Source organism: Micromonospora vinacea, from assembly GCF_015751785.1.
GTDB lineage: Bacteria > Actinomycetota > Actinomycetes > Mycobacteriales > Micromonosporaceae > Micromonospora > Micromonospora vinacea.
The window spans coordinates 3,930,189-3,951,469 of record NZ_JADOTY010000001.1; the positions used below are offsets into that span (position 1 = coordinate 3,930,189).

20 protein-coding genes are annotated in these 21,281 nt (G+C 69.8%); 10 read left to right on the top strand and 10 right to left on the bottom strand.

Annotated features, from left to right (window positions below; genetic code table 11):
- The first annotated feature begins 62 nt into the window (after positions 1-62).
- Genes IW249_RS18685 through IW249_RS18695 form a run of 3 tightly spaced genes read left to right on the top strand, consistent with a single transcriptional unit; the run spans position 63 to position 4,282 of the window.
- A complete protein-coding gene (locus tag IW249_RS18685) occupies positions 63-2,483 on the top strand; it encodes a family 43 glycosylhydrolase (RefSeq protein WP_196921928.1) in 2,421 nt (806 codons plus the stop codon).
- Positions 2,484-2,510: 27 nt separating this feature from the next.
- Positions 2,511-3,143, top strand: a complete 633-nt coding sequence (locus IW249_RS18690) for a hypothetical protein (RefSeq protein WP_196921929.1) — start codon at positions 2,511-2,513, stop codon at positions 3,141-3,143.
- Positions 3,144-3,202: 59 nt separating this feature from the next.
- Entirely contained in the window at positions 3,203-4,282 is a 1,080-nt protein-coding gene (locus IW249_RS18695) for a WxL protein peptidoglycan domain-containing protein (protein WP_196921930.1), read from the top strand.
- 60 nt (positions 4,283-4,342) lie between these two features.
- Here the strand turns inward: IW249_RS18695 and IW249_RS18700 are convergent, their stop codons facing one another.
- Complete coding sequence (locus IW249_RS18700; protein WP_196921931.1) at positions 4,343-5,656, bottom strand: hypothetical protein; 1,314 nt, start codon at positions 5,654-5,656, stop codon at positions 4,343-4,345.
- 414 nt (positions 5,657-6,070) lie between these two features.
- On the opposite strand from IW249_RS18700, the gene IW249_RS18705 reads away from it, so the two are divergent.
- Positions 6,071-7,633, top strand: coding sequence for a pectate lyase family protein (locus tag IW249_RS18705; protein WP_196921932.1), 1,563 nt, complete (start codon positions 6,071-6,073; stop codon positions 7,631-7,633).
- Positions 7,634-7,733: 100 nt separating this feature from the next.
- Here the strand turns inward: IW249_RS18705 and IW249_RS18710 are convergent, their stop codons facing one another.
- From IW249_RS18710 to IW249_RS18730, 5 genes are all read right to left on the bottom strand, one after another.
- Positions 7,734-9,011, bottom strand: coding sequence for a radical SAM protein (locus tag IW249_RS18710; protein ID WP_231392571.1), 1,278 nt, complete (start codon positions 9,009-9,011; stop codon positions 7,734-7,736).
- A gap of 95 nt (positions 9,012-9,106) precedes the next feature.
- Complete coding sequence (sodN, locus tag IW249_RS18715) at positions 9,107-9,511, bottom strand: superoxide dismutase, Ni (RefSeq protein ID WP_091401080.1); 405 nt, start codon at positions 9,509-9,511, stop codon at positions 9,107-9,109.
- Positions 9,512-9,625: 114 nt separating this feature from the next.
- Positions 9,626-10,423 carry an inositol monophosphatase family protein gene (locus IW249_RS18720; protein WP_196921934.1) on the bottom strand — a complete coding sequence of 266 codons (798 nt, stop codon included), beginning with the start codon at positions 10,421-10,423 and terminating at the stop codon, positions 9,626-9,628.
- 30 nt (positions 10,424-10,453) lie between these two features.
- The gene (locus IW249_RS18725) at positions 10,454-10,969 is read right to left on the bottom strand and encodes a hypothetical protein (RefSeq protein WP_196921935.1); all 516 of its coding nucleotides are present in this window, start codon (positions 10,967-10,969) and stop codon (positions 10,454-10,456) included.
- A 119-nt stretch (positions 10,970-11,088) separates the two neighbouring features.
- A complete protein-coding gene (locus IW249_RS18730; RefSeq protein WP_196921936.1) occupies positions 11,089-11,535 on the bottom strand; it encodes an iron chaperone in 447 nt (148 codons plus the stop codon).
- Between the two features lie 208 nt (positions 11,536-11,743).
- Here IW249_RS18730 and IW249_RS18735 point away from each other — a divergent pair, with 208 nt between their 5' ends.
- Both IW249_RS18735 and IW249_RS18740 read left to right on the top strand, forming a co-directional pair.
- Entirely contained in the window at positions 11,744-12,505 is a 762-nt protein-coding gene (locus tag IW249_RS18735; RefSeq protein WP_196921937.1) for a GNAT family N-acetyltransferase, read from the top strand.
- A 45-nt stretch (positions 12,506-12,550) separates the two neighbouring features.
- On the top strand, positions 12,551-13,270 hold the full coding sequence (locus tag IW249_RS18740; RefSeq protein ID WP_196921938.1) for a tetratricopeptide repeat protein: 720 nt from the start codon (positions 12,551-12,553) through the stop codon (positions 13,268-13,270).
- Here the strand turns inward: IW249_RS18740 and IW249_RS18745 are convergent.
- Genes IW249_RS18745 through IW249_RS18755 form a run of 3 tightly spaced genes read right to left on the bottom strand, consistent with a single transcriptional unit; the run spans position 13,267 to position 16,080 of the window.
- On the bottom strand, positions 13,267-13,983 hold the full coding sequence (locus tag IW249_RS18745; protein WP_196921939.1) for an NADPH-dependent F420 reductase: 717 nt from the start codon (positions 13,981-13,983) through the stop codon (positions 13,267-13,269). The genes IW249_RS18740 and IW249_RS18745 overlap by 4 nt on opposite strands.
- Positions 13,984-14,009: 26 nt before the next feature.
- Positions 14,010-15,038 carry an LLM class flavin-dependent oxidoreductase gene (locus IW249_RS18750; RefSeq protein ID WP_196921940.1) on the bottom strand — a complete coding sequence of 343 codons (1,029 nt, stop codon included), beginning with the start codon at positions 15,036-15,038 and terminating at the stop codon, positions 14,010-14,012.
- The gene (locus tag IW249_RS18755) at positions 15,031-16,080 is read right to left on the bottom strand and encodes an LLM class flavin-dependent oxidoreductase (protein WP_196921941.1); all 1,050 of its coding nucleotides are present in this window, start codon (positions 16,078-16,080) and stop codon (positions 15,031-15,033) included. Before IW249_RS18755 ends, IW249_RS18750 begins: the two co-directional genes overlap by 8 nt.
- Before the next feature lie 109 nt (positions 16,081-16,189).
- Between IW249_RS18755 and IW249_RS18760 the strand changes: the two genes are divergently transcribed.
- From IW249_RS18760 to IW249_RS18775, 4 genes are all read left to right on the top strand, one after another.
- Positions 16,190-16,681: a MarR family winged helix-turn-helix transcriptional regulator gene (locus IW249_RS18760; protein WP_196921942.1), complete on the top strand. Its 492-nt coding sequence runs from the start codon at positions 16,190-16,192 to the stop codon at positions 16,679-16,681.
- A gap of 218 nt (positions 16,682-16,899) precedes the next feature.
- The gene (locus IW249_RS18765; RefSeq protein ID WP_196924849.1) at positions 16,900-18,768 is read left to right on the top strand and encodes an ABC transporter ATP-binding protein; all 1,869 of its coding nucleotides are present in this window, start codon (positions 16,900-16,902) and stop codon (positions 18,766-18,768) included.
- Between the two features lie 53 nt (positions 18,769-18,821).
- Positions 18,822-19,955, top strand: coding sequence for a sensor histidine kinase (locus IW249_RS18770; RefSeq protein ID WP_196921943.1), 1,134 nt, complete (start codon positions 18,822-18,824; stop codon positions 19,953-19,955).
- Complete coding sequence (locus IW249_RS18775) at positions 19,952-20,614, top strand: response regulator (protein ID WP_196921944.1); 663 nt, start codon at positions 19,952-19,954, stop codon at positions 20,612-20,614. The genes IW249_RS18770 and IW249_RS18775 overlap by 4 nt, the downstream gene beginning before the upstream one ends.
- Before the next feature lie 99 nt (positions 20,615-20,713).
- On the opposite strand, the gene IW249_RS18780 is transcribed toward IW249_RS18775, so the two are convergent.
- The gene (locus tag IW249_RS18780; protein WP_196921945.1) at positions 20,714-21,148 is read right to left on the bottom strand and encodes a DUF6223 family protein; all 435 of its coding nucleotides are present in this window, start codon (positions 21,146-21,148) and stop codon (positions 20,714-20,716) included.
- Positions 21,149-21,281 lie beyond the last annotated feature (133 nt).

The following is a 21,281-nucleotide window of genomic DNA, read 5'->3' on the forward strand; positions in this document are numbered from 1 at the left end:
AAGCACACCACCGATCCCCCGTACACCGATGACCGCACGTCAGAGATGAAGGAGGATGTCTCGTGGAACAACGAATGCGACGGGCGACCCGAGGACGGGTCGCAGCGCTCGCGACAGTCGGCCTGATGCTGGCCACCGGGTTCGTCGCCCCGGCGGCGCCGGTCCAGGCCGCCGACACGAACCTCGTCGTCAACGGCGGGTTCGAGGACGGCCTGGCCAACTGGTTCGTCAACAACGGAAACGCCTCCGACGGCGCCCAGTTGTCGGCCACGTCGGACGCCTACGCCGGCGCGAACGCCGCGCTCGTCACCAGCCGGACGACCACCGGGTCCGGCCCGATGCAGGACCTCAGCGGCAAGGTGCAGGCTGGCCAGGCCTACACCCTCACGGCCCGCATCAAGTACGAGAACGAGAGCGGGCCGGCCACGAAGCAGTTCTTCGCCACCATGCACCACGGCGGTGGCACCTACACCAACCTCGTCAGCGTCACCGCCACGAAGGGTCAGTGGGCGCAGTTCAGCGGAACGTTCACGATCCCGACGACGCAGAGCGTGTCGACGGCGCGCCTCTTCTTCGAGACCCCCTGGACGAGCACGCCGTCCACCGACCCGGCTCTGCATCTGATGGACTTCAAGCTCGACGACGTGTCGGTGGTCGGCGCGGCGCCGCCCGCGCCCGCGTCGAAGACCATCGAGGTCGTCGGCAAGCTGCCCGGGGAGCACAACCCGTTGATCGGGCACAAGTTCGGCGCTGACGGCTTCGGCCTCGTGCACGACGGCCGGGTGTACATGTACATGACCAACGACACCCAGGGCTACGCCCCGAACCCGACCACCGGCGTCTCGCCGGGGATCAACTACGGCGACATCAACCAGATCACGGTGATCTCCTCGGAGGACCTCGTGAACTGGACGGACCACGGTGAGATTCAGGTCGCCGGCCCGAACGGGGTGGCCCCGTTCACCGCCAACTCGTGGGCTCCGGGCATCACCAAGAAGGTGGTGAACGGGGTGGAGAAGTTCTTCCTCTACTACGCCAACGGCGGCGGCTCCAGCAACGTGATCACGGGTGCGTCGCCGCTCGGTCCGTGGACCAGTGAGCGCACCAGCACGCTGATCGACGGCCGTACCCCCGGTGCCGAGGCCGTCGCATGGAAGTTCGACCCGGCCCCGTTCGTCGACGACGACGGCCAGCCGTACCTCTACTTCGGTGGTGGTCCCGCGTCGACGAGCATGCCGCCGGCCGAGCGCTTCAACAACCCGAAGAACATCCGGTCGATCGAACTCGGCGACGACATGATCTCGACCGAGGGAACGGCCGCGGTGGTCGACGCCCCGGTCGCCTTCGAGGCGGGTCACGTCTTCAAGCGCCAGGGCAGGTACTACTTCTCGTACTCCTCGCACTTCGGCGGGAACGACTTCGGTGGCAACCAGCAGCCGCTTCCGGGTTACCCCGGGGGTGGCCAGATCGGCTACATGATCTCCGACGGCCCGATGTCGTGGCCGAAGGAGACCTACGCCGGTGTGCTCTTCCCGAACCAGTCGCAGTTCTTCGGGGCCGGCACCGGCGGTAACAACCACCAGTCGGTGTTCGAGTTCGGGGGGAAGTACTACTTCACCTACCACGCCCCGACCCTGAACAAGCGCATCAACGGCAACACCACCCAGGGGTACCGCAGCCCGCACATCCAGGAGCTGACCTTCAACGCGGACGGCACGATCCAGCAGGTCGTCGGCACCTATGCGGGCGTGGACCAGGTCCGGGACTTCGACCCGTACCGGGTCTTCGAGGCGGAGACCTTCGGTTGGAGCAAGGGTGTCGCGACCGCGAAGGTCGAGGGCAGCTCCGCCCAGTTCGGCGGCGCGGCGCCCAACCTCGTGGTCCGCGACATCGACAACGGGGACTGGACGGCCTTGTCCTCGGTGAACTTCGGGGCCAGCGGCGCGCAGAGCCTGACGGCGCGGGTGCGTGCGCTCGCCGTCGGCGGGCAGGTCCAGGTCCGGCTGGACGACGTCAACGGGCCGGTCGTGGGCACTGTCGCAGTGGACACCCCGGTCGGACAGTGGGCCGAGGTGACCGCCGAGCTTGACGGCATCAGCGGCGTGCACGACGTCTACTTCACCTACACCGGCCCGGCCGGCACCGACCTCTTCGAGATCGACAACTGGACCTTCGCGGCGGCCAGCCCCGACCTGCCCGTCACGCTCAGCGCGTCGACGCGGTGCGTGGGCGGCAAGGCGTACGTGGCGGTGCAGGCGCGCAACGACCACGACGCGCCGGTGGGCATCACGCTGGAGACGCCGTACGGCGAGCGGTCGTTCGAGGCCGTCACGCCGGGCGCGAACGCCTACCAGTCGTTCAACACCCGTGCCGGGTCGGTGCCGGCGGGTTCGGCGACGGTCCGGGTGACCGGGGCGATCGGCGGACAGGACGTGACGACCGTCCGCACCGTGCAACATCCCGCCGGCACCTGCGGCGGATAACCCCTGATGGCGGAGAACGGAGATCACATGAACACATACAAACGGCGGCAGCTGCTCGCGGCCGGTGCCGTCGGCGCCGTGCTGGCCGGGGCGGCGGTGCTGCCGTCGCCCGCACTGGCCGAGCCCGGTGACGACGCCAGCGTGCGGGTCACTGTCGACATCGACGAGATCAGGGAACCGGGCGTGCTCGCCCTGTCGATCGCCGGTGACGCCGTCGCGCTGTCCGAGGACGGCTCGACAGTGCTGGTTCGCCAGTTCGTCGGCACGCTGCCGACGGTGACGGTCACCGACACCCGCGTCGCCGACGAGGTGCCCGACGGCGCCAACTGGGCGGTGCTCGGCAGCGCGACCGACTTCGCGGGCACCGCCGGCCAGGCGCCGATCACCGCCGACCACTTCGGCTGGAAGCCGCGCCTGCTGGACGGCGGCGAGACCGGTCTGGTCACCGAGGGCGAGGAGGTGGTGACCAGCCTGGACGAGCCGACCCAGCCGGGCAACAACGTCGGCCTCGTCGACCAGGAACTGTTGGTCTCGGCCTTCGACTCCAAGGCCGTCGTCAGCGACTCGTACTCGGTCAACGCCGACCTGTACCTGCGGACCCCCGCTGAGGTCGCCGCCGGCGAGTACAGCTCCACGCTCACGCTCTCACTGTTCGAGTAGTGGTCTGGGCGGGGGCCCGTATCGGGCCCCCGCCCAGCCCCGTGCCGAAGGGCCGCCTCATGACCGTCACCCCGCTGCGCCGGGCGCTCGTCGTCCTCGCCGTCGCGTTCCTCGCGGTTGCGGCCGCGCCGACCGCGGCGGCGGCGGAACCAGACCCGAAGGCCCTGACCTGGACGGTCCAGCCGGCCACCGCGAGTGGGCCGGACCAACGCCGGTGGATCAACGCCAGCCTCGACCCGGGGCAGACCGTGACCGAGCACCTGGCGGTACGAAACCTCAGCCGCACCGCCGTCGCCTTCTCGCTGAAGGCCGCCGACGGCTACCTCACCGACAAGGGCCGCTTCAACATGCTGTCCTCCGACCGACCCTCGGTCGACGGCGGCACCTGGATCGACGTGCAGGAGAAGGTCACCGTCGGCCCGAACGAGACGCGGGTGGTGCCGTTCACGATCACGGTGCCCAAGGAGGCCTCACCGGGCGACCACCCGGCTGGCATCGCCGCGACGGTCACCAGCACCGGAGGCACTGTCAACGTCGAGAGCCGCGTCGGATTCCGGGTCATGCTGCGGGTGAACGGCTCCGCGCAGGCGGCCCTGGCCGTCCGGGGTCTCGACGCGTCGTACTCCCCGTCGTGGAATCCCTTCGCCGGTGGCACGGTGCGGGTCCGCTACACCGTCGGGAACGACGGCAACGTCTGGGTCAGCGGAACGAGTCGGGTGGAGATGTCCGACCTGCTCGGCCGGACCAGCCACGACGCCACCAGCGCCGTCGAGGAGTTGCTGCCCGGCGGCGCTCGGACGGTGGAGACCCGGGCCGACGGCGTCTGGGCCCTGGGGCGCCTCCGTACGACCGTCAGCACGTCGCCGACGCTGCTCGGCGACGGCCAGGCCGGGGCCGACCTCCGACCGGCCTCCGCCACCGTCACCACCTGGGTCGTGCCGTGGGCGCAGCTCGCGCTGCTGGGTCTGCTCGCCGGCCTGCTCCTGGGTCTACGGGCGGTGGCCCGGCAGCGACGGCGTCGGTTGGCCGGGCTGCTCGCCCGCGCGAGGCAGGAGGGCCGGCAGGAGGGTCAGGAGTCAGTGCTCGTCGGCGGCGCGTCCGCGCCCGGCGAGCCCGACGCGGGCGACGCCCGCCGGTAACCCGTCGGCGCGAGGGAATCGCGCTGCCGGATCGCGGCGAGGCGTCGCCCGGCCGCAGCCTCAGGGCTTGGACTGGTCGAGCAGCCAGCGCAGGATGCTGGCGTCCTCGTAGGTCGGTCCGAACGCCGCGTGGTAGTCCGGCACCGAGAAGGCGGCGTCGGCGTACTCGGTGTAGCGCACCAGGTCGGCGGTCTGCTCCGGCGTCTTGCCCCGGGCGGCGTACGCCTGCCGCAGCACCGCAGTGGAGTTGCGCGCGCCCGAGACGTTGAGCAGGTGGTCGTGCTCGCCGTGCGTGATCCACACCGGCACCTCTGCCGCCGCGATGGCGGTCGCCTGGGTGGCGTTGACCGGGAAACCGCCGGTCACCAGCCCGCCGGCGAACAGGTCCGGACGCTTGGCGAACGCCTCCCAGAGCAGTTGGGAGCCGTACGACACGGTGGTCGCGTACACCCGACGGGTGTCCACCGCGAACTGACCGACGAACTGATCGAGCAGCTTGACCAGCAGGTCCGCCTCGGCCACCCCACCGACCCGCTGGTGCTGGGGCGCCAGGACGATGACGTCCTCGGCGGTGCCGGTCCACTGCGGTTGGAGCCACGCGGTCGCCGGGATGTCGGCGGCGAGTTGGACGCCGAGGTTGTCACCGTCCCAGCCCATTCCGTGACCGGGCAGGACGACCATCAGTGGGTATTTGCGGCCCGGCTGGTAGTTCTTCGGCAGGTGGTAGTGGTACGGCAACACCATCCCGCCACTCAGGAACGAGCCGTAGGTGAACTCGTCGACCAGTTGGTTGACCGGCTTCTCGGTGACCGGTCGAGATTCGCGCGGTGTGGCCCGGGCGAGCACCGGTCCCTTGCCGGCCCCGCGACCGGGCTGGGCGTGCACGTCCCTGCGTTGCACGACCCGGGTCGGCAGTTCGGGATTGACCTTCACAGTGCAGAGGAAGGTCGGGCACTTGGAGACGATGACCGTCGAGCCGCCGGTGTCGGCGGGGTCGAGTTCGACGATGACGTACCGGCCTGGCGCCGATCGGTGGTCGGCACGGGTGCCCGGTGTCCCGTTGGTGTAGGTGTGGGTGACGGTCCGGTCGGCGAGCTTCGGCAGGTCCTCGATGGGGTTGAAGCGGAAGTTGTAGATGGTGTCGGTCACCGAGAACGTGGCGGTGTCGAGGGTGCGCGGGTTGACGGTGGCCGCGTACTCGATCGCCACGGCCGAGACCTTCTGGCCATACGTGTAGACGGTGGTGATGGGGGTGATGCTGCGGATTCCGTCAGTGGTGCCCCGGCTGCCGCTCGCGCTGCCGTACGCCGTGCCGGAGGCTCCGGCCAGGACGAGGGTGGCGGCGAGCGGGATCAGTCCTTTTCGCAGTCTCATGCGGGTCCTTTCTCGGTGGTGGTGCCCTCAGCCAGCGATTCCGCTCGGGACGGGGAGTGGGACGGGTCGGCGCGAGCTGGTCGCTAAACTGATTTAGCAGAGCATCGACGGCGGGCCCGGCGGTGTCAATACCGAGCGCTGCAACAAACCTGCAAGCGCCAGCTATTGCCTTCAGGGAAACCGCTTTCCTACGATTGCGTTGCATCGATGTTTCATTTGACTGTCGGGCGAGCGATGTCACCGGGCGCACCTTGCTTGCGCGGCACATCCCTGCTTCTACCAGGGCGTGAGACACCTCGATGACATCACCGCGATTGACTGTCGCCAATTCCTGAATGATGTTCGTCGGCAGGTGTGGTCGCGATGTGCGTCGAGTCGAATCCTGGAACGAGACGAATACGAAGGTGAGGCGACATGAGACGACCAGTCGTGCTGCGACGTCAGGCGGTGTTGGCCGCGGGAGCTGCGGCGGCCGTGGTGATCGGGGTCGGGGTGGCCCTACCGGCCCCGCAGGCCTCAGCGGCGGCGGTCGGCAGCGCCACCGGCTACGCCACCCAGAACGGCGGGACCACCGGCGGCGCGGGCGGGCAGACGGTACGGGCCACCACGGGCACGGCGATCCACGCGGCGCTGTGTGGTCGGACCAGCAGCAGCACCCCGATCACCATCGAGGTCAGCGGAACCATCAACCACGGCAACACCAGCAAGGTGTCGGGGTCGAGCTGCAACACCGCCGCGGGCGTGATCGAGCTCAAGCAGATCAGCAACGTCACCATCATCGGGGTCGGTAGTGCCGTCTTCGACCAGCTCGGCATCCACATCCGCGACTCCAGCAACATCATCATCCAGAACGTGACAGTGCGGAACGTCAAGAAGTCGGGCTCACCCACCTCCAACGGTGGGGACGCCATTGGCATGGAGAGCACGGTCCGCAACGTCTGGGTCGATCACGTCACCCTGGAGGCCTCGGGCGGGGAGTCCGAGGGGTACGACGGCCTCTTCGACATGAAGGACAACACGCAGTACGTGACGCTGTCCTACAGCATCCTGCGTAACTCCGGTCGCGGCGGCCTCGTCGGGTCCAGCGAGAGCGACCTGTCGAACGGCTTCATCACGTACCACCACAACCTCTACGAGAACATCGACTCCCGCACGCCGCTGCTGCGCGGCGGGGTCGCCCACATCTACAACAACCACTACGTGAGCCTGCACGAGTCCGGGATCAACTCCCGGGCGGGAGCCAGGGCCAAGGTGGAGAACAACTACTTCCGGAACTCCAAGGACGTCCTGGGGACCTTCTACACCAACGAGCGCGGCTACTGGCAGGTCGCCGGCAACGTCTTCGACAACGTGACCTGGTCCAGCGCCGGCAGCGAGAACTACCCCGCCGGCCCCAATCCGACCTCCAACACCACTGTCGGCATCCCGTACTCGTACAGCCTCGACGGGGCGAGCTGTGTGCCGGACATCGTCCGTCAGACGGTCGGTGCCAACACGGGCCTGAGGGTGTCCAACGGCAGTTGCTCGCCGCAGACCCCGCCGCCCACCACCTCACCGCCGCCCACCCCGCCACCCACCACGCCTCCGCCCACGACGCCGCCGCCCACCGGCGGGACCAACCTCAGCCTCGGCGCCGGCGCCGACGGCTCCAGCAAGGCCAGCGGGACCAGCTACGGCAACGTGCGCGACGGAAACCTGAGCACCTACTGGTCGCCGGCCGGAGCGACCGGCACGATCTCGATCAAGTGGGGCTCCGCGACCCAGGTGTCCCGGGTGGTGATCCGGGAACCGTCGGGCACCCAGGGCTCCATCGGGTCCTGGCAGCTCATCAACAACGACAACGGGGCCGTCCTGGCCGCCGGCAGCGGGGCCGGTTCGATCACCTTCTCGCCGACCGCGACGAGCAAGCTCAACTTCAAGATCAACAGCTCCGGCGGTACGCCACGGGTCGGTGAGTTCGAGACGTACGCCAGTTGAACGAGTGTCGCTGAGCGGTATGCCTCAGAGGTATGAACATGCCTCTGAGGCATACCGCTTCTCGGCGGATCGACATGGGCTGGCCAGCCGATCGTGTCCGTCACGAATCCGTTGACGGCAGGGTGTCCATGAAGGAGCTGACCGAGAAGACCGCTCGCCCGGGCCCGGCGGGGCCGTACCCGGGCGGGCTGGACAGGCCGTGGGCGTCCATGGTCGCCCGGTAGGCCTCCAACAGGCGGACGTGGTATTCGAGCGGCGCGCCCTGCGGGTTCGTCCGGCCCAGCGGTGTGGTGGGCTCCGGGCACCAGGTGGTGAACCGGGGCGTGATCCCCCGGGACATGAAGTAGTCGAGCCCTTCGGTGGTGGAGTCGATCGCCTCGTCGACGCTCGTGAAGCCGTGCGGGGCCGCCATCTCCACGCCCGCCACGAAGTTCGGGATCACGTTGCGCGGGCCGAACACCTCGGCGGAGTCGAGGATGCGCCGGTGCCACTCCTCCCGACCGACGTACCGCTCCTTGCCCGGGCAGTACAACTCGAACAACCGCTTGTCCCACACCTCGTAGTTGGGGTGATAGATGCGGATCCCGTAGTCGTGGAACCGCTGCACATCGGCTCGGGGCAGCGCCTGGGCCACGACCTTGCCGATCCACCGTCCCGGAAACCGCTCCTCGATCGCCTGCGCGTACTGGCCGTAGAAGTCGGCCTCGGCCAGCCCGTTGACCTGCGAGGTGATGCTGCCACCGGTCAGCGTGTACGCCTGCGACGCGCGATCGACGTCGTGCCGGTTGATGATCTCCAAGGCCTCGAGGACCTCGTCGACCGGCTTGACCCCGGTGTAGGGCCGGCCGGCCTGCTTGTGCTGCCGCCAGTTGTGGTTGATGTCGCAGTACTGGCACTCCTCCTTGGCGCCGAAGTACTGGCAGACCCGAAACGCGGTGAGGTAGATCAGATAGCCCCACTGGATGGTCGGGGCGACCTCCATCACCGACTTGCCGTTGGCCAGCGTGTGGCGGTAGTACGCCGGCATGGGAGGCAGCCCGACATCGGCGATCGGCCGTCCGTCCAGGAACAGCCGCAGTCGACCGTCGGTGTCGGTGCCGACGCGGTACGGCGAGCTGGGATTGGTGCGGACCGAGACGACCGTACGACGCAGCTCGTACGGACCTCCGGTGAGCACGATCTCCTCCGGCGGCCGGCGCAGCGCCGCAGTCCCCAACTCGGGCAGCGTCCGGTGATCGAAGGAGAAGATGAAGTACGACTTCGGCTTGACGTCGCCGTGCTCGTTGTCGGTCAGTGCCGCGTCGTCGAAGGCGAGCCCGCCCCGCAGCAGGTCCTCCTTGAGGACCGCCTCCCGCGGCACGTGTGGGAAACGGCTCATCAAGTCTTCGATGAGGTCGGTGCGCGACGCCATGCGGTTCCTCCCGAACGCGGTACGCCGAACCGGGTGGCTGGTGCCACCCGGTCACCGGCTGATCAGCCTTGCTTGGTCTCCCAGAAGATCTTCGAGATCTCCTCGATCTTTCCGAGGAGCTGCTCGGCGACCGCCGGGTCCGCGGCGCCCTTCGCGCCGCCGGCACCCGCCAGCTTCGTCGCCTCGTTGAAGAGGCCGTGCAGCTGGGGGTACTTCTCGAAGTGCGGCTGCTTGAAGTAGTCGGTCCACAGCACCCAGAGGTGGTGCTTGACCAGCTCGGCGCGCTGCTCCTTGATGAGCAGCGCGCGGGTGCGAAACTCCGGGTCGTCGCTGGCCTGGTACTTCTCGGAGATCGCCTTGATCGACTCGGCCTCGATGCGGGCCTGCGCCGGGTCGTAGACGCCGCAGGGGAGGTCGCAGTGCGCGCTCGCGACGGTGCGCGGGCGGAGAAGGCGGGACAGGAACATCGGAATCCCTTCGACGGTGGTGCTCAGCTGACGGACGTCTGGGCGCGGCGGCCCGGACGTGATCATCTAGGGACGCTAGAACCTCAACCGCACTTCATGTCAAGACGGGGTCGATCACGAGCCTTGTTTCCGGATGAGCGTCAGCAGGGCGGCGTGCGTCCGCTCGTCCGCGGCCACGACGAGACCGTCCCCACCGGTGCGCAGTGGGTGACCGTCGAGCCCGGTGACCACGCAGCCGGCCGCCTCGCAGAGTGCGATTCCGGCCGCGAAGTGAACGCTGTTCCGCAGGTCGTGGCGGTCCGTCACATAGGCGGCGCGGCGGCCGGCGGCGACCCAGGCCACGGCCAGGCTGGTGGAGACCACCCGGGGGCGGAACTGTTCGAGGAAGCCCTCGTCGGTGAGCATGCGGGCGGCCAGGAAGACGTCCCGGTTGGGAAAGGGCGGATCGAGATTCAGGTCCACGAGCGTCGACTCGGCCGACGGGACCAGACGCTCGTCAGTCCCCGTGCCACGGACGTACGCGGCGGTGCCGTCGGTCCAGAACACCTCGTCGGCGAACGGGTCCACCGAGGCCGCCACTGTGACGTCCGCCCCGACGCGCAGGGCGACGTTGACCGAGGCCAGCATGGTCCGCGCGGCGAAGTTCAACGTGCCGCACAGCGGATCGACCAGCCACGTTCGCCCGTTGTCGCCGGCACCCGTGCGCCCGCTCTCCTCGGCCACCACGGCGTCGTCCGGACGCGCCGCGCGCAGGACGTCGAGGATGGCCCGCTCGGCCTCGACGTCGGCGGCGGTCGCGAAGTCGCCGGCGGTCTTCATGACGCGCGTCAGGGCTGAGCCGTACCGGGAGCGGACGACTGCCGCTCCAACTTCCGCCGCCTCGACGGCCAGCGCCTGGTCTGTGATCGACATGCCCGAACCATAGGAGCCGCCGGCAACAGGTCAGTCCGACAGTTCGATGATCGGTAGTTGACTGACGACCGCCGTCATGATCATGGGGGCGTCACCGTCACACTGGTTGACCGAGACCGCTACCCACCGGCCCTTGGTCACCGTCGGCCCCCAGACGGTCAGATCGCCGTAGCAGTCAAGGCCGCAGAGCGACTGGAACAGCGCCGGCATGGGTTCACCAGCCTGATGCCGAAACAGCGGCACCCGCATGGAGACCGTGCGATGCGTACCCCACCTCCGGTCCAACTCCCGTACAACGAGGGCCAGGTTCGCTTCGGCGGCCTCCTCGGCCTGGTTCCATTCGGCGCCGTACACACCCGTCAGGGCCTCGCTCTCCCAGAGCGGGGCGATCCGGAAGCCCTCGCCCCGGGTGCCGGTCCACTCACCGGTGGCCGGGTCCCCCTCGCCGACCGGTACGCCGCCCGTGGGCAGGTCCGCGGCGAGCAGCGACTCGATGTCGGACACCGTCCGACCGGCGTCGAACACCTCACCGGCCCGGCCGGTCACCGGGGGACTCCTCGTACCGCTGGCGGCCCGTACCGCATCGTCCGCACCACCCGTCTCCGTCGGCTCACCGGCCCTCGATCATCGCACCGAGGGCCAGCCGACGAGGGGGCGGGCGTCGGTCAGGAGACCGCCTTCTGCACCAACTCGGTGATCTTCTTCGCCACGGCCGGGCTCCACAGCTGCAACGCGTACGCCACCGGCCAGAGGTCTCCGTCGTCGAGGTTGGCCGGGTCCTGGAAGCCCACCGTCGAGTACCGGTAGTTGAACTTGCCGGAGTCCTGGAAGAAGACCACGATCTTGCCGTCCTCGTTCGCGTAGGCGGGCATCCCGTACCAGGTCTTCGGCGTCAAATCCGGGGCGGCGGCGGTCACCGTCACGTGCACCCGCTCGGCGAGCGCGCGGTCCTCCGGCTCCATCTGCGCGATCCGGTCGAGGACCGCCTGCAGCCCGTCCGCCTTCTTGGCGCCCTTCTTGCCTTCGGCGCGCAGCTCGTCGGCGCGCTCCTTCATCGCGGCCCGCTCCTCGGGGCTGAAACCGTCGGACACCGTCGTGGTCTTCGCGGACATTCTCGGGCTCCCTCTCGTCGTCCAGGTCGGCGTGCTGCCGTTCACCTGGGGAAAGGCTAGGCCGCTCGACGCTGTCGGGCTTCTCGATTCCTGACCGGTCCGAAGCCGGACCGCAGGTGGCGGTCCTCGTGCCCGTGATTTGCTGGTCAGCGTGATCGGTGGCTAGGTTGTCGACCGAAGCAGAACGACCGGTCTAGGGAGTCCCGCCATGAACATCACCGCCGATCGGATGGCAGCGGCATACTCCGACGCCATTGAGACCCTGTGCAGGACGAACCCGAAGGGCTGGTACGCCGAGCGGGCTACCGCGCGCGCGGCGGTGACCCAGGCCGCCGTCGCGTCGCTCAACGCGGCCTACGACACGACGACCGAGCCGGATCCCGGGTCGCTCGACGAGATGGCGACCGAGGTCGGCAGGCAGGCCGCGCACTGGTCGATCATGGTTCGGGGCGAGGCGGGTGACGAGGTCGCTGACCTCGCTGCCCGGCACGGGCTGCTCGCACGTAGTGAACTGCCCTTTCTGGCCTGCGCCACGGAGGACATCGTGTTGAGTGGCGGCTCGACGCAGCACCCGTCGGTGCGCCAGGTCGGCGCCGCCGAGAGCGACCTCTACACCGAGATCCTCACGCGGAGCTTCGAGGCCCCCGACGGCCTCTTCGGGTCGCTGATGGGCGGTGCGGTGCTCGACGCCGACTCCATCACCGGCTACCTCGCCGAGGAGTCCGGCCGGCCCGTCGGCACCGGGCTCGGGATGCGAAACTCTGGCATGGTCGGCGTGTTCAACATCGCCGTCCTCCCGTCCGCCCGAGGCCGTGGCCTGGGCCGGCTGATCACCGAGACGGTTCTGCGGGACGGCATCGCGGCCGGCGCGGACGCCGCGTACCTGCAGAGCAGCGCGATGGGTAGGCCGCTCTACGAGTCGATGGGCTTCGCGCTCGTGGAGACCTGGACCATGTTCCACGCGCGGTGAGGGACGATTTTCGACCGGGCGGTGCCAGCGATGGGGGAGAGGGCGATGACCTTCAGTGAGAACGTGCGCTCGGCATTTCGCCGAGGCGAGACCGAGGCCGTGGTGCGGATGAGCGAGGCCGAGATCGCGCGGGCCCAGGCGGCCGGCGACCCGGCGGGCGAGGTCGAGGCGCGGTACAGCCTCGCCCGGGTCGCGATTCGCGGCGGCGACCTGCCGGGCGGAGAGGCCCGGGCCCGGGAGGCTCTCGCGGTGGCGCTGCGCTCCGGCGACCGGGCCCTGGAGGAACGACCGAGGCACGTGCTCGCCGGCGTGGCGCGAATGTCCGGCGACCTGCGCCGCGCCCGGGACCTCTACCGGGAGAGCATCGCGCTCAACGAGGCCCTCGGCCAACCCAAGACGGTCAACTCCGAATATCACAACCTCGCGTTCTGCGAGCTGGGGCTGGGCAACCTCGACGTGGCGCGGACGCTGTTCGCCGAGAACCGCGAGCGGGTGTTCGACAACGGGTGGGCCGACTTCGTCCCGTACGTCTGCGTGGCCGGCGCCGCGCTCGCGTCCGCCGAGGGAGACCACTCGCGCGCGGCGCGGATGATCGGCGTCGCGGATGCCGCGTTCGCGGCGCTCGGCCAGGTGCCGGACCCGGACGACGCGGCGGACCTCGCCCGGATGCGCGCCGCCGCGGTCGAGGCGCTCGGCCCGACCGACTTCGACCAGAAGTACGCAGTGGGCCAGCACCTCGAGCCGCGGGCGGCCTTCGGCGTCTAGGCGGCCTCGGGTGAGGTCGAGGCTCGGGCGGCGGTGATGGTGCGCCCCCGCTCCGACTCTCCGAAGCGGTCGAGCATGGCGCGTACCTCGTCGGCGCTCACGTTGGCGCCGAACAACTCGCTGCCCGGTTCGAGTCGTACCCCCTCGGCCAGGCGGCCGGCGACGACCGGATCGAAGCCGAGCGCGTCCACCAGGGCCGCGACCTCGGCGAGGTCGGCGCTGTCGTCGCCAGCGATAGCGATGGCCTTGCGGCCGGTCGCCCCCGCCGGCCGGGCCTCGTCCTCCAGGTCGTGGTAGCCCATGTGGTTGAACGCCTTCACGACGCGTGAGCCGGACAGGAACGCCTGGACGGTCTCGCTCGACGAGGTACGCGGGTTGGTGAGGTCGTCGCGGATGCCGTCGATCTCCCACCAGTAGTTCATGGCATCGACCACGAGCTTGCCGCGCAACGCCTCGACGGGAACGCTGCGGTACTTGCCGAGGGGGAGGGCGAGGATGACGATGTCGGCGTCCGTCGCCGCGTCGACCGCCGTGGTGGCCTCGGCCCCCGGGGCGAGGACCTCGACGGTGAGGGCGATCTTCGCCGGGTCGCCGGAGCCGGCCACCCGCACCCGGTAGCCGGCGGCGACGGCGAGCCGGGCGAGCACCGTGCCCACCTTGCCGGCACCGAGGATGCCGAGGGTCGCAGGCCGGCTCCGGTCGTTGTCGTTCATGTCGTCCTCTCGCTGGGAAGTGCTGATCAGGCCAGCAGGTCGCGGACCATGGGGATCACCTTCGAGCCGTAGAGTTCCACGGCCCGCATGCGGGCGCTGGCCGGTTGCGCTCCGGCCGAGTAGATGAGGTCGAACCGGCCGACGCCGAGGCTGCGGATCGCGCCGGCCATCCGGCGGGCCACCGTCTCCGGTGAACCGATGTAGAGGGAGCCGTTCTCCACCTCCGAGTCGAACTCCTGACGGCGGATCGGTGGCCAGCCCCGCAGTTTGCCGATCCGATCTCGCATGATCCGGTAGTGCGGCCAGTAGATCTCCTTGGCCTGCTCGTCGGTGTCGGCGATGAAGCCCGGCGAGTGCATGCCGACCGGGTGCGCGGTCGTACCGAGCTGGTCGGCGGCCCGGCGGTAGAGGTCGATGTACGGCGCGAAGCGCTCGGGGGCGCCGCCGATGATGGCGAGCATGAGTGGCAGCCCGTACTGGGCGGTGCGGACGACCGACTGCGGGGAGCCACCCACACCGACCCAGGTGTCCAGGTGACCCGACTCGGTCTTCGGGAACACGTCGGCGTTCTCCAGCGGGGCCCGCAGGGTGCCGCTCCAGGTGACCGGCTTCTCGTCCAGCAACTTCACGAACAGTTCGATCTTCTCCTCGAACAGCGTGTCGTAGTCGCGCAGGTCGTAGCCGAAGAGCGGGAACGACTCGGTGAACGAGCCGCGACCGAGGATGACCTCGGCTCGGCCGTTCGACAGAGCGTCCACTGTGGCGAAGCGCTGGAAGACCCGCACCGGGTCGTCCGAGCTCAGCACTGTCACGCCGGAGGCCAACCGGATCCGCGAGGTGCGGGTGGCGATTCCGGCCAGCACCGTCTCCGGCGTGGAGACCGAGTACTCCGGCCGGTGGTGCTCGCCCAGCGCGATGACGTCGACCCCGAGTTGGTCGGCGAGCACGGCTTCGTCGACGACCTGCCGGATCGCCGCCGCGTGGGAGACGAGCTTGCCGGCGTCGTCCTCCGGTACGTCGCCGAACGTGTCCAGGCCGAACAGCAGATCAGACATGGTTGGGCTCCTTAGCCAGCAGCTCCCGGACCCGCGGCGCGACCTCACTGCCCAGCAGTTGGATGGTGCGCGCGCGTGCCTCGCGGGGCAGGTGCATGATGTCGTACTTCAGGTCGAAGCGGCTCAGCCGCAGGTCGCGAGCGACAGTGGCGATCTTCTGCGCCACCGTCTCGGGTGAACCGACGAAGAGCGCCCCGTGGTCGATTTCGGCCTCGTAGCGCGCGCGGTCCGGTTTGTAGAAGCCGCGTTCGGCGGCCAGAGCCGCCACGACCGGCTGCCAGTATCGCCACCACGTCTCCACCGCCTCCTCGTCGGTGTCTGCGACAAGGCCGAGTGAGTGCTGCCCGATTGGCTGCAGGGTATGCCCGAATTGTTCGAGCGCCCTGGTGTAGAGGTCGACGTGGCCGGCGAAGCGCTGGGGACGCCCGCCGATGATCGCGAGCATGAGCGGACGTCCGTGCCGGGCGGCCCGGATCACCGAGTTCGGGCTTCCCCCGACACCGATCCAGGTCGGGATGCCGCCGGGCCGCATCCGTGGGTGCAGGCGCTGCGCGGTCAGCGGGCTTCGTACCGTGCCGGACCAGGTGACCGGTTCGTCCTGCTGCAGCCGCAGGAAGAGGTCCAGCTTCTCCTCGAACAACCGCTCGTAGTCGGCCAGGTCGTAACCGAACAGCGGAAACGACTCGGTCGCCGACGCGCGCCCGAGGACGATCTGGGCGCGGCCGTCGGAGACGGCGTCGAGGGTGGAGAACTCGTGGTAGAGCCGTACCGGGTCGTTGGTGCTGAGCACTGTGACCGAGGTGCCGAGGCGAATCCGCTCGGTCGCCGTCGCGACCGCTGCCAGCAACACGGGTGTCGCCGAGTCGTTGTGACCCTCGCGGTAGTGCTCACCGACGCTGAACACGTCGATTCCGGCCGACTCGGCGAGCCGTGCCTCGTCCACCAGCAGCCGTACGGTCTCGGCGTCGCTGAGGACGCGGTCGCCGTCGGTGGCCACCTCCCCGAACGAGTTGAGCCCCAGCTCGAAGTCTGCAGCTGCCATCGTCTCCTCCTCGGTGCAATCCGGCGGCGGCCCACGGACGAGGACCTACCGGTTGACGTGTCAATGATGCTAACTTGGCGATTGACACGTCAATTCCCGGGAGAGTGAGATGACGGAGGCCACACCCGGCCGGCGGGGCGGGCGCCAACTCCCCACCGCCGACGAACTGCGGATCTGGCGGGACTTCATCGAGACGACGGCAGCGCTCGGCTCCCGGCTCGAGTCCCGCCTGCAGAGCGACTCGTCGCTCTCGACGGGGGACTACGCCGTGCTCCTCGCCCTCACCGAGGCGGAGGGTCAGGCGATGCGGTCGTCCGAACTCGCCGCGCACATCGGGTGGGAGCGGAGCCGGCTCTCCCACCACCTCGGGCGGATGGAGCGGCGCGGCCTGATCCGCCGCCAGGAGTGCGCGACGGTGCCCCGTGGGGCGGAGGTGCTGCTCACGACGGCCGGAGCCGAGGCGTTCAAGGGGGCCACCTTTCCGCACCTGCGCGCCATCCGTGAACTCTTCGTCGACGCCCTCACCCCGGACCAGATCGCCGCTGCGGGCGAGATCGCCGCGGCGCTGCGAGCGCGGCTCGACGTCCTGGGCAAGGACTGACCCCTGACGGATAGTGATCGGTCAATTGCTAAGGGCTATGCCCGGGTGGTCCAATCCTCCAGGAACCCGCCAATCCGCCTGCCCTGGCTGAGACGGCGACGGCTGCCGCCCCGGGAGGTACGACCATGATCGAGACCGCCGCAGCAGAGGCCCGCCGCGTTCGACAGGGCCAACCCGGCCCCGGGCGTACGGAGTCGGTGCTGCCGGAACTGCGGGAGATGTGGTGGGAGACAGGGGTGCGGGCGCGCGCGGAGGCCGGCGTCTTCGCCGTCTTCGCGGAGTTGCCCAGGCTCGTCTGGACGGCCCTCGGTATCAGTTGGCGCGCGGACCGGCTCCGTACCGGTGTGGTGGCCGCGGCGACTGTCGGCGCGGGGGTGATGGCCGCCTTCGGCCTGTTGGCCACGCAGCGGGTGTTGGTGGAACTGTTCGCCGGCGGACCCACCGCCGACAAGGTACGGGCGGCGCTGCCCGCGCTGGCCGTGCTGGCGGCGACGGTCGCGCTCCGCGCGGGGATGGGCATCGCCACCGGGTACGCGCAGAACGGGTTGACGCCCCGGGTGAGCCGTGAGGTGGAGCGGGGCCTGTTCGAGGTGTCTACAGCGGTCCGGTTGGAGGCGTTCGACGCCGACGCGTTCGCCGATGACATGGAACGCGCCTCGCGAGGCACCGAGTCGACGATCGGGCTGGTGCAGGCGTCGATGAACCTGCTGGCCGGGCTGGCCGGGCTGCTCGCCGTGGCGGCTGCCGTCATCGTCATCCATCCGCTGCTGCTGCTGGCGCTGCTGGTCGCCACGGTGCCCAACGCGTGGGCGTCGTTGCGGGCCGGGCATCTGCGCTACCAGACGTACACCACCGGCTCGGTGCGCCGACGTCGACTGTGGCTGCTGCACAAGTTGATGGCCGAACGCGCCTCGGCCCCGGAGTTGCGTTCCTACGGGCTGCGCCGTTTCCTGCTCGACCAGTACGACCGGGTGATGCAGGTGGAGACCGACATCCAGCTCGCCCTCGCCCGGCGGGTCACCACCACCACCACTGTCGGCGCGATCGTCGGTGGCCTCGCCACCGGCACCGTCTACGCCCTGCTCGGGCTGCTGCTCCTGGACGGGCAGATCCCGCTCGCCGCGGCGGCGACCTGTGTCATCGCGGTGCAGTCCGCGCAACGGTCGCTGGCCATCGCCACCTTCCAGGTCGACCACGTCTACACCGAGGGGCAGCACTTCGGCGACTACACCGGCTTCATGACCCGCGCCGACGCGTACCTGCCCGACAGCACCGGATCGGTAGCCGCGGCCGACCCCGATCGGCTGCGCGAGTTGACAGTCGGCGCGGTGAGCCTGAGTTACCCCGACCGGGAGGTCCCCGCCGTCGACGGCGTCACATTGACGATCACTGCCGGGCAGACTGTCGCGTTCGTCGGGGAGAACGGCTCGGGCAAGACGACCCTCGCCGCGATGATCGCCGGCCTCCGCGCCCCCACGGAGGGCAGCATCGAGTGGAACGGCCGCCCGTTGTCGGACTGGGACGTCGACGGGCTGCGGGCCCGCATCGCGGTGGTGACGCAGGAGTACCACAAGTGGCCGTTCACCGCGGCCACCAACATCGCCATCGGCGACGTCGACAGCGAGGCCCGGCAGGATCGCATCGAGGCCGCCGCCGGCCGCGCGGTCGCCCACGACATGATCAACGACCTTCCCCACGGGTACGAGACGCTGCTCGACCGGACCTTCGCGCGCGGCCAGGACCTCTCCGGCGGGCAGTGGCAGCGCATCACCGCGGCCCGTGGGTTCCTGCGCGACGCCGAACTGCTGATCATGGATGAGCCGTCCTCGGCGCTCGACCCCCGGGCCGAGGACGCCCTGTTCCAGACCATTCGGGACCGCCGAGGTCGTGCCACCACGATCCTCATCACGCACCGGCTCGCCAACGTCCGGCATGCCGACCGGATCTTCGTCCTGCACCACGGCCGGCTGGTCGAGGCGGGCACACACGCCGACCTGGTCGCCACCGGCGGTCGGTACGCCGAACTGTTCGCCCTCCAGGCTGCCGGCTACGACGCGAACCTGGCCGAGGGTCACCGGCACACCTGAACCGTCCAGTCGGACCTTCTCCCGCTGGATCGCGGGAGGCTAGGCTTCGGCCCATGTCAGGGTGGCGGAGCCGGACGGCGGACGTGGCCCTGGTGCCCGCCGTGGGTCTGGTCGCCGTCGTGGGCCTGGTGGTGCAGTCGCGCGGCATCGACACCGTCGCCGAATGGGCGGCGCTGCTGGCGGTGCTGCTCTCCACCGGCGCGCTGTACGTCCGGCGGCGTCACCCGGTGCCGGTGGGCGTCGTGGCGCTGGCTGCCATCGGCGCGTACGGGGCGCTGCTGCACCGGCCCGGTCCGATCATGTTGGTGTTCGTCGTGGCGCTCTACACAGTCGTCGACGAGGGATATCTCGCGGTCGCCATCGGGCTCGGTCTCGCCTCGGTGATCGCCTTCGCCGTGGCGGACAGCTACAACCGGTCCCCGAACACCATGAACGGGGCGACGCTGCTGCACGCCGGTTGGCTCGTCGCGGTCATCGTGGGTGTGACCCGCAATCGCCGCGCCTACCTCGCCGAGGCGCAGGCCCGAGCGGTCGTCGCCGAGCAGCGGATGGAGGAGGAGGCCCGGCGACGGGCCACCGAGGAGCGGCTGCGCATCGCCCGGGAGTTGCACGACGTGCTCGGCCACCACCTGTCGTTGATCAACGTGCAGGCCAGCGCCGCGTTGCACCGACCCGACCCGGTCCGGTCCGAGCAGGCCCTCACCGCTATCAAACAGACCAGCAAGGAGACGTTGAGTGAGTTGCGCGCGACGCTGGGCGCGCTGCGGCAGACCCCGGCGGTCGTGCCCGTACCTGGTCTGAACCGCCTCGGTGATCTGATCAGGACGGCCGCTCGACCGGAGTTGGAGATCCGCACCGAGCTGGCCGAGACGCGGTCGCTGCCGCCGGAGGTCGACCTGGCGGTGTATCGGATCGTCCAGGAGGCGCTCACCAACGTGGCGCGTCACGCGCGTGCCACCACCGCTGTGGTCCGGGTCCGGCCCGATCACGACGACGTGCTCGTGGAGATCGAGGACGACGGCACCGGCCAGCCGGGTTCACCGGGCAGCGGGATCCTCGGGATGCGGGAGCGGGCGCGGGCACTCGGCGGTTCGTTGACCACTGGCGCGCAGCCGGCCGGGGGCTTCCGGGTCCGTGCCCGTCTGCCGATGCGACCCGACCCGGCGCCGGTGGGGGAGCAGCTGTGATCCGGCTGCTCATCGTCGACGACCAGACCCTGGTACGCGCCGGCTTCCGGTCCATCCTCGACGGTGAGGACGGCCTCGAGGTGGTCGGCGAGGCCGCCGATGGATTCGAGGCGGTGCGGCTGGCCCGGCAACTGCGACCGGACGTCGTGCTCATGGACATCCGGATGCCCGGGCTCGACGGCCTGGCCGCCACCGGTGAGATCGTCGCGAACTCCGATGCTCGCGTCATCATTCTGACCACGTTCGACCTGGACGACTACGTCTACGGCGCGCTGCGCGCCGGTGCCAGCGGGTTCCTGGTCAAGGACACCGAGCCGGCTGAGCTGATCCACGGAGTGCGGGTGGTGGCCCGGGGTGACGCGCTGATCGCGCCGTCGATCACCCGACGGTTGATCGCCGAGTTCGCGGCCCGGGCCACGCATCCCGACCCTGGGCCGCGACTGAGCGTGCTCACCGAGCGGGAGCGTGAGGTGCTGACGCTTGTCGCCGCCGGCCTCTCCAACGACGAGATCGCGGCGCGGTTGGTGCTGAGCCCGGCGACCGCCAAGACACATGTCAGCCGGATCATGACCAAGGCCCAGGCCCGGGACCGGGCCCAGTTGGTGATCCTCGCCTATGAGTCCGGTCTGACCGTGCCTGGTTGGCTCGCTCGGTCCTGACCACCACCGTCGGCTGGTCGGCTGGAACGACCACCGGTGGGGCGGCCTCCGGATGGAACGAGATCAACCAGGCCGATCCCCATGCCGGAACCGGTCGGGTCAGCCCGCCAGGCGGCCGGTGCGGCGCGCGCGAACCAGGGCCAGCCCGCCGAGCACCACGCCGGCCAGTCCGACCGCCAGCGCCACATAGGCCCCGCCTCGCCCGTTGCCCGTGCCGATGCCACTGTCGGAGGTGACCACCACCAGCCCGCCGAGCGCCATGCTGATCAGCCCTGTCGCCAGGGCCAGGACGGCTCCGAGGCTTCCCGAGCCGGTACCGAGCCGACTGACGGGGCGGGCCAGAGCCAGCCCGCCGATGATGATGCCGACCAGCCCCAGCAGGACCGCAGCGCTGGCGCCGAAACGCCCGGAACTCATGGAGAGAGCAGCGGCGGCGGTCGGCTGGGCCGAGACGTGCGCGGCCGCCGGTGCGGCCAGCTCGATCCCTGCGAACGGGGCGGCTACGGCGGTGGCGAGCAGGTGACGGACGGACATTGTGGATCTCCTCGGTCGCAGGACGGGTACAGGCGGCAGCGTATGTACCGGACTGCTCGTGGGTCGTCATGCCGGAGTTGCCAGTGGGCCTACCACCCGGGATGTACGCGCTCGGCACGTCGTACCGCCGCAG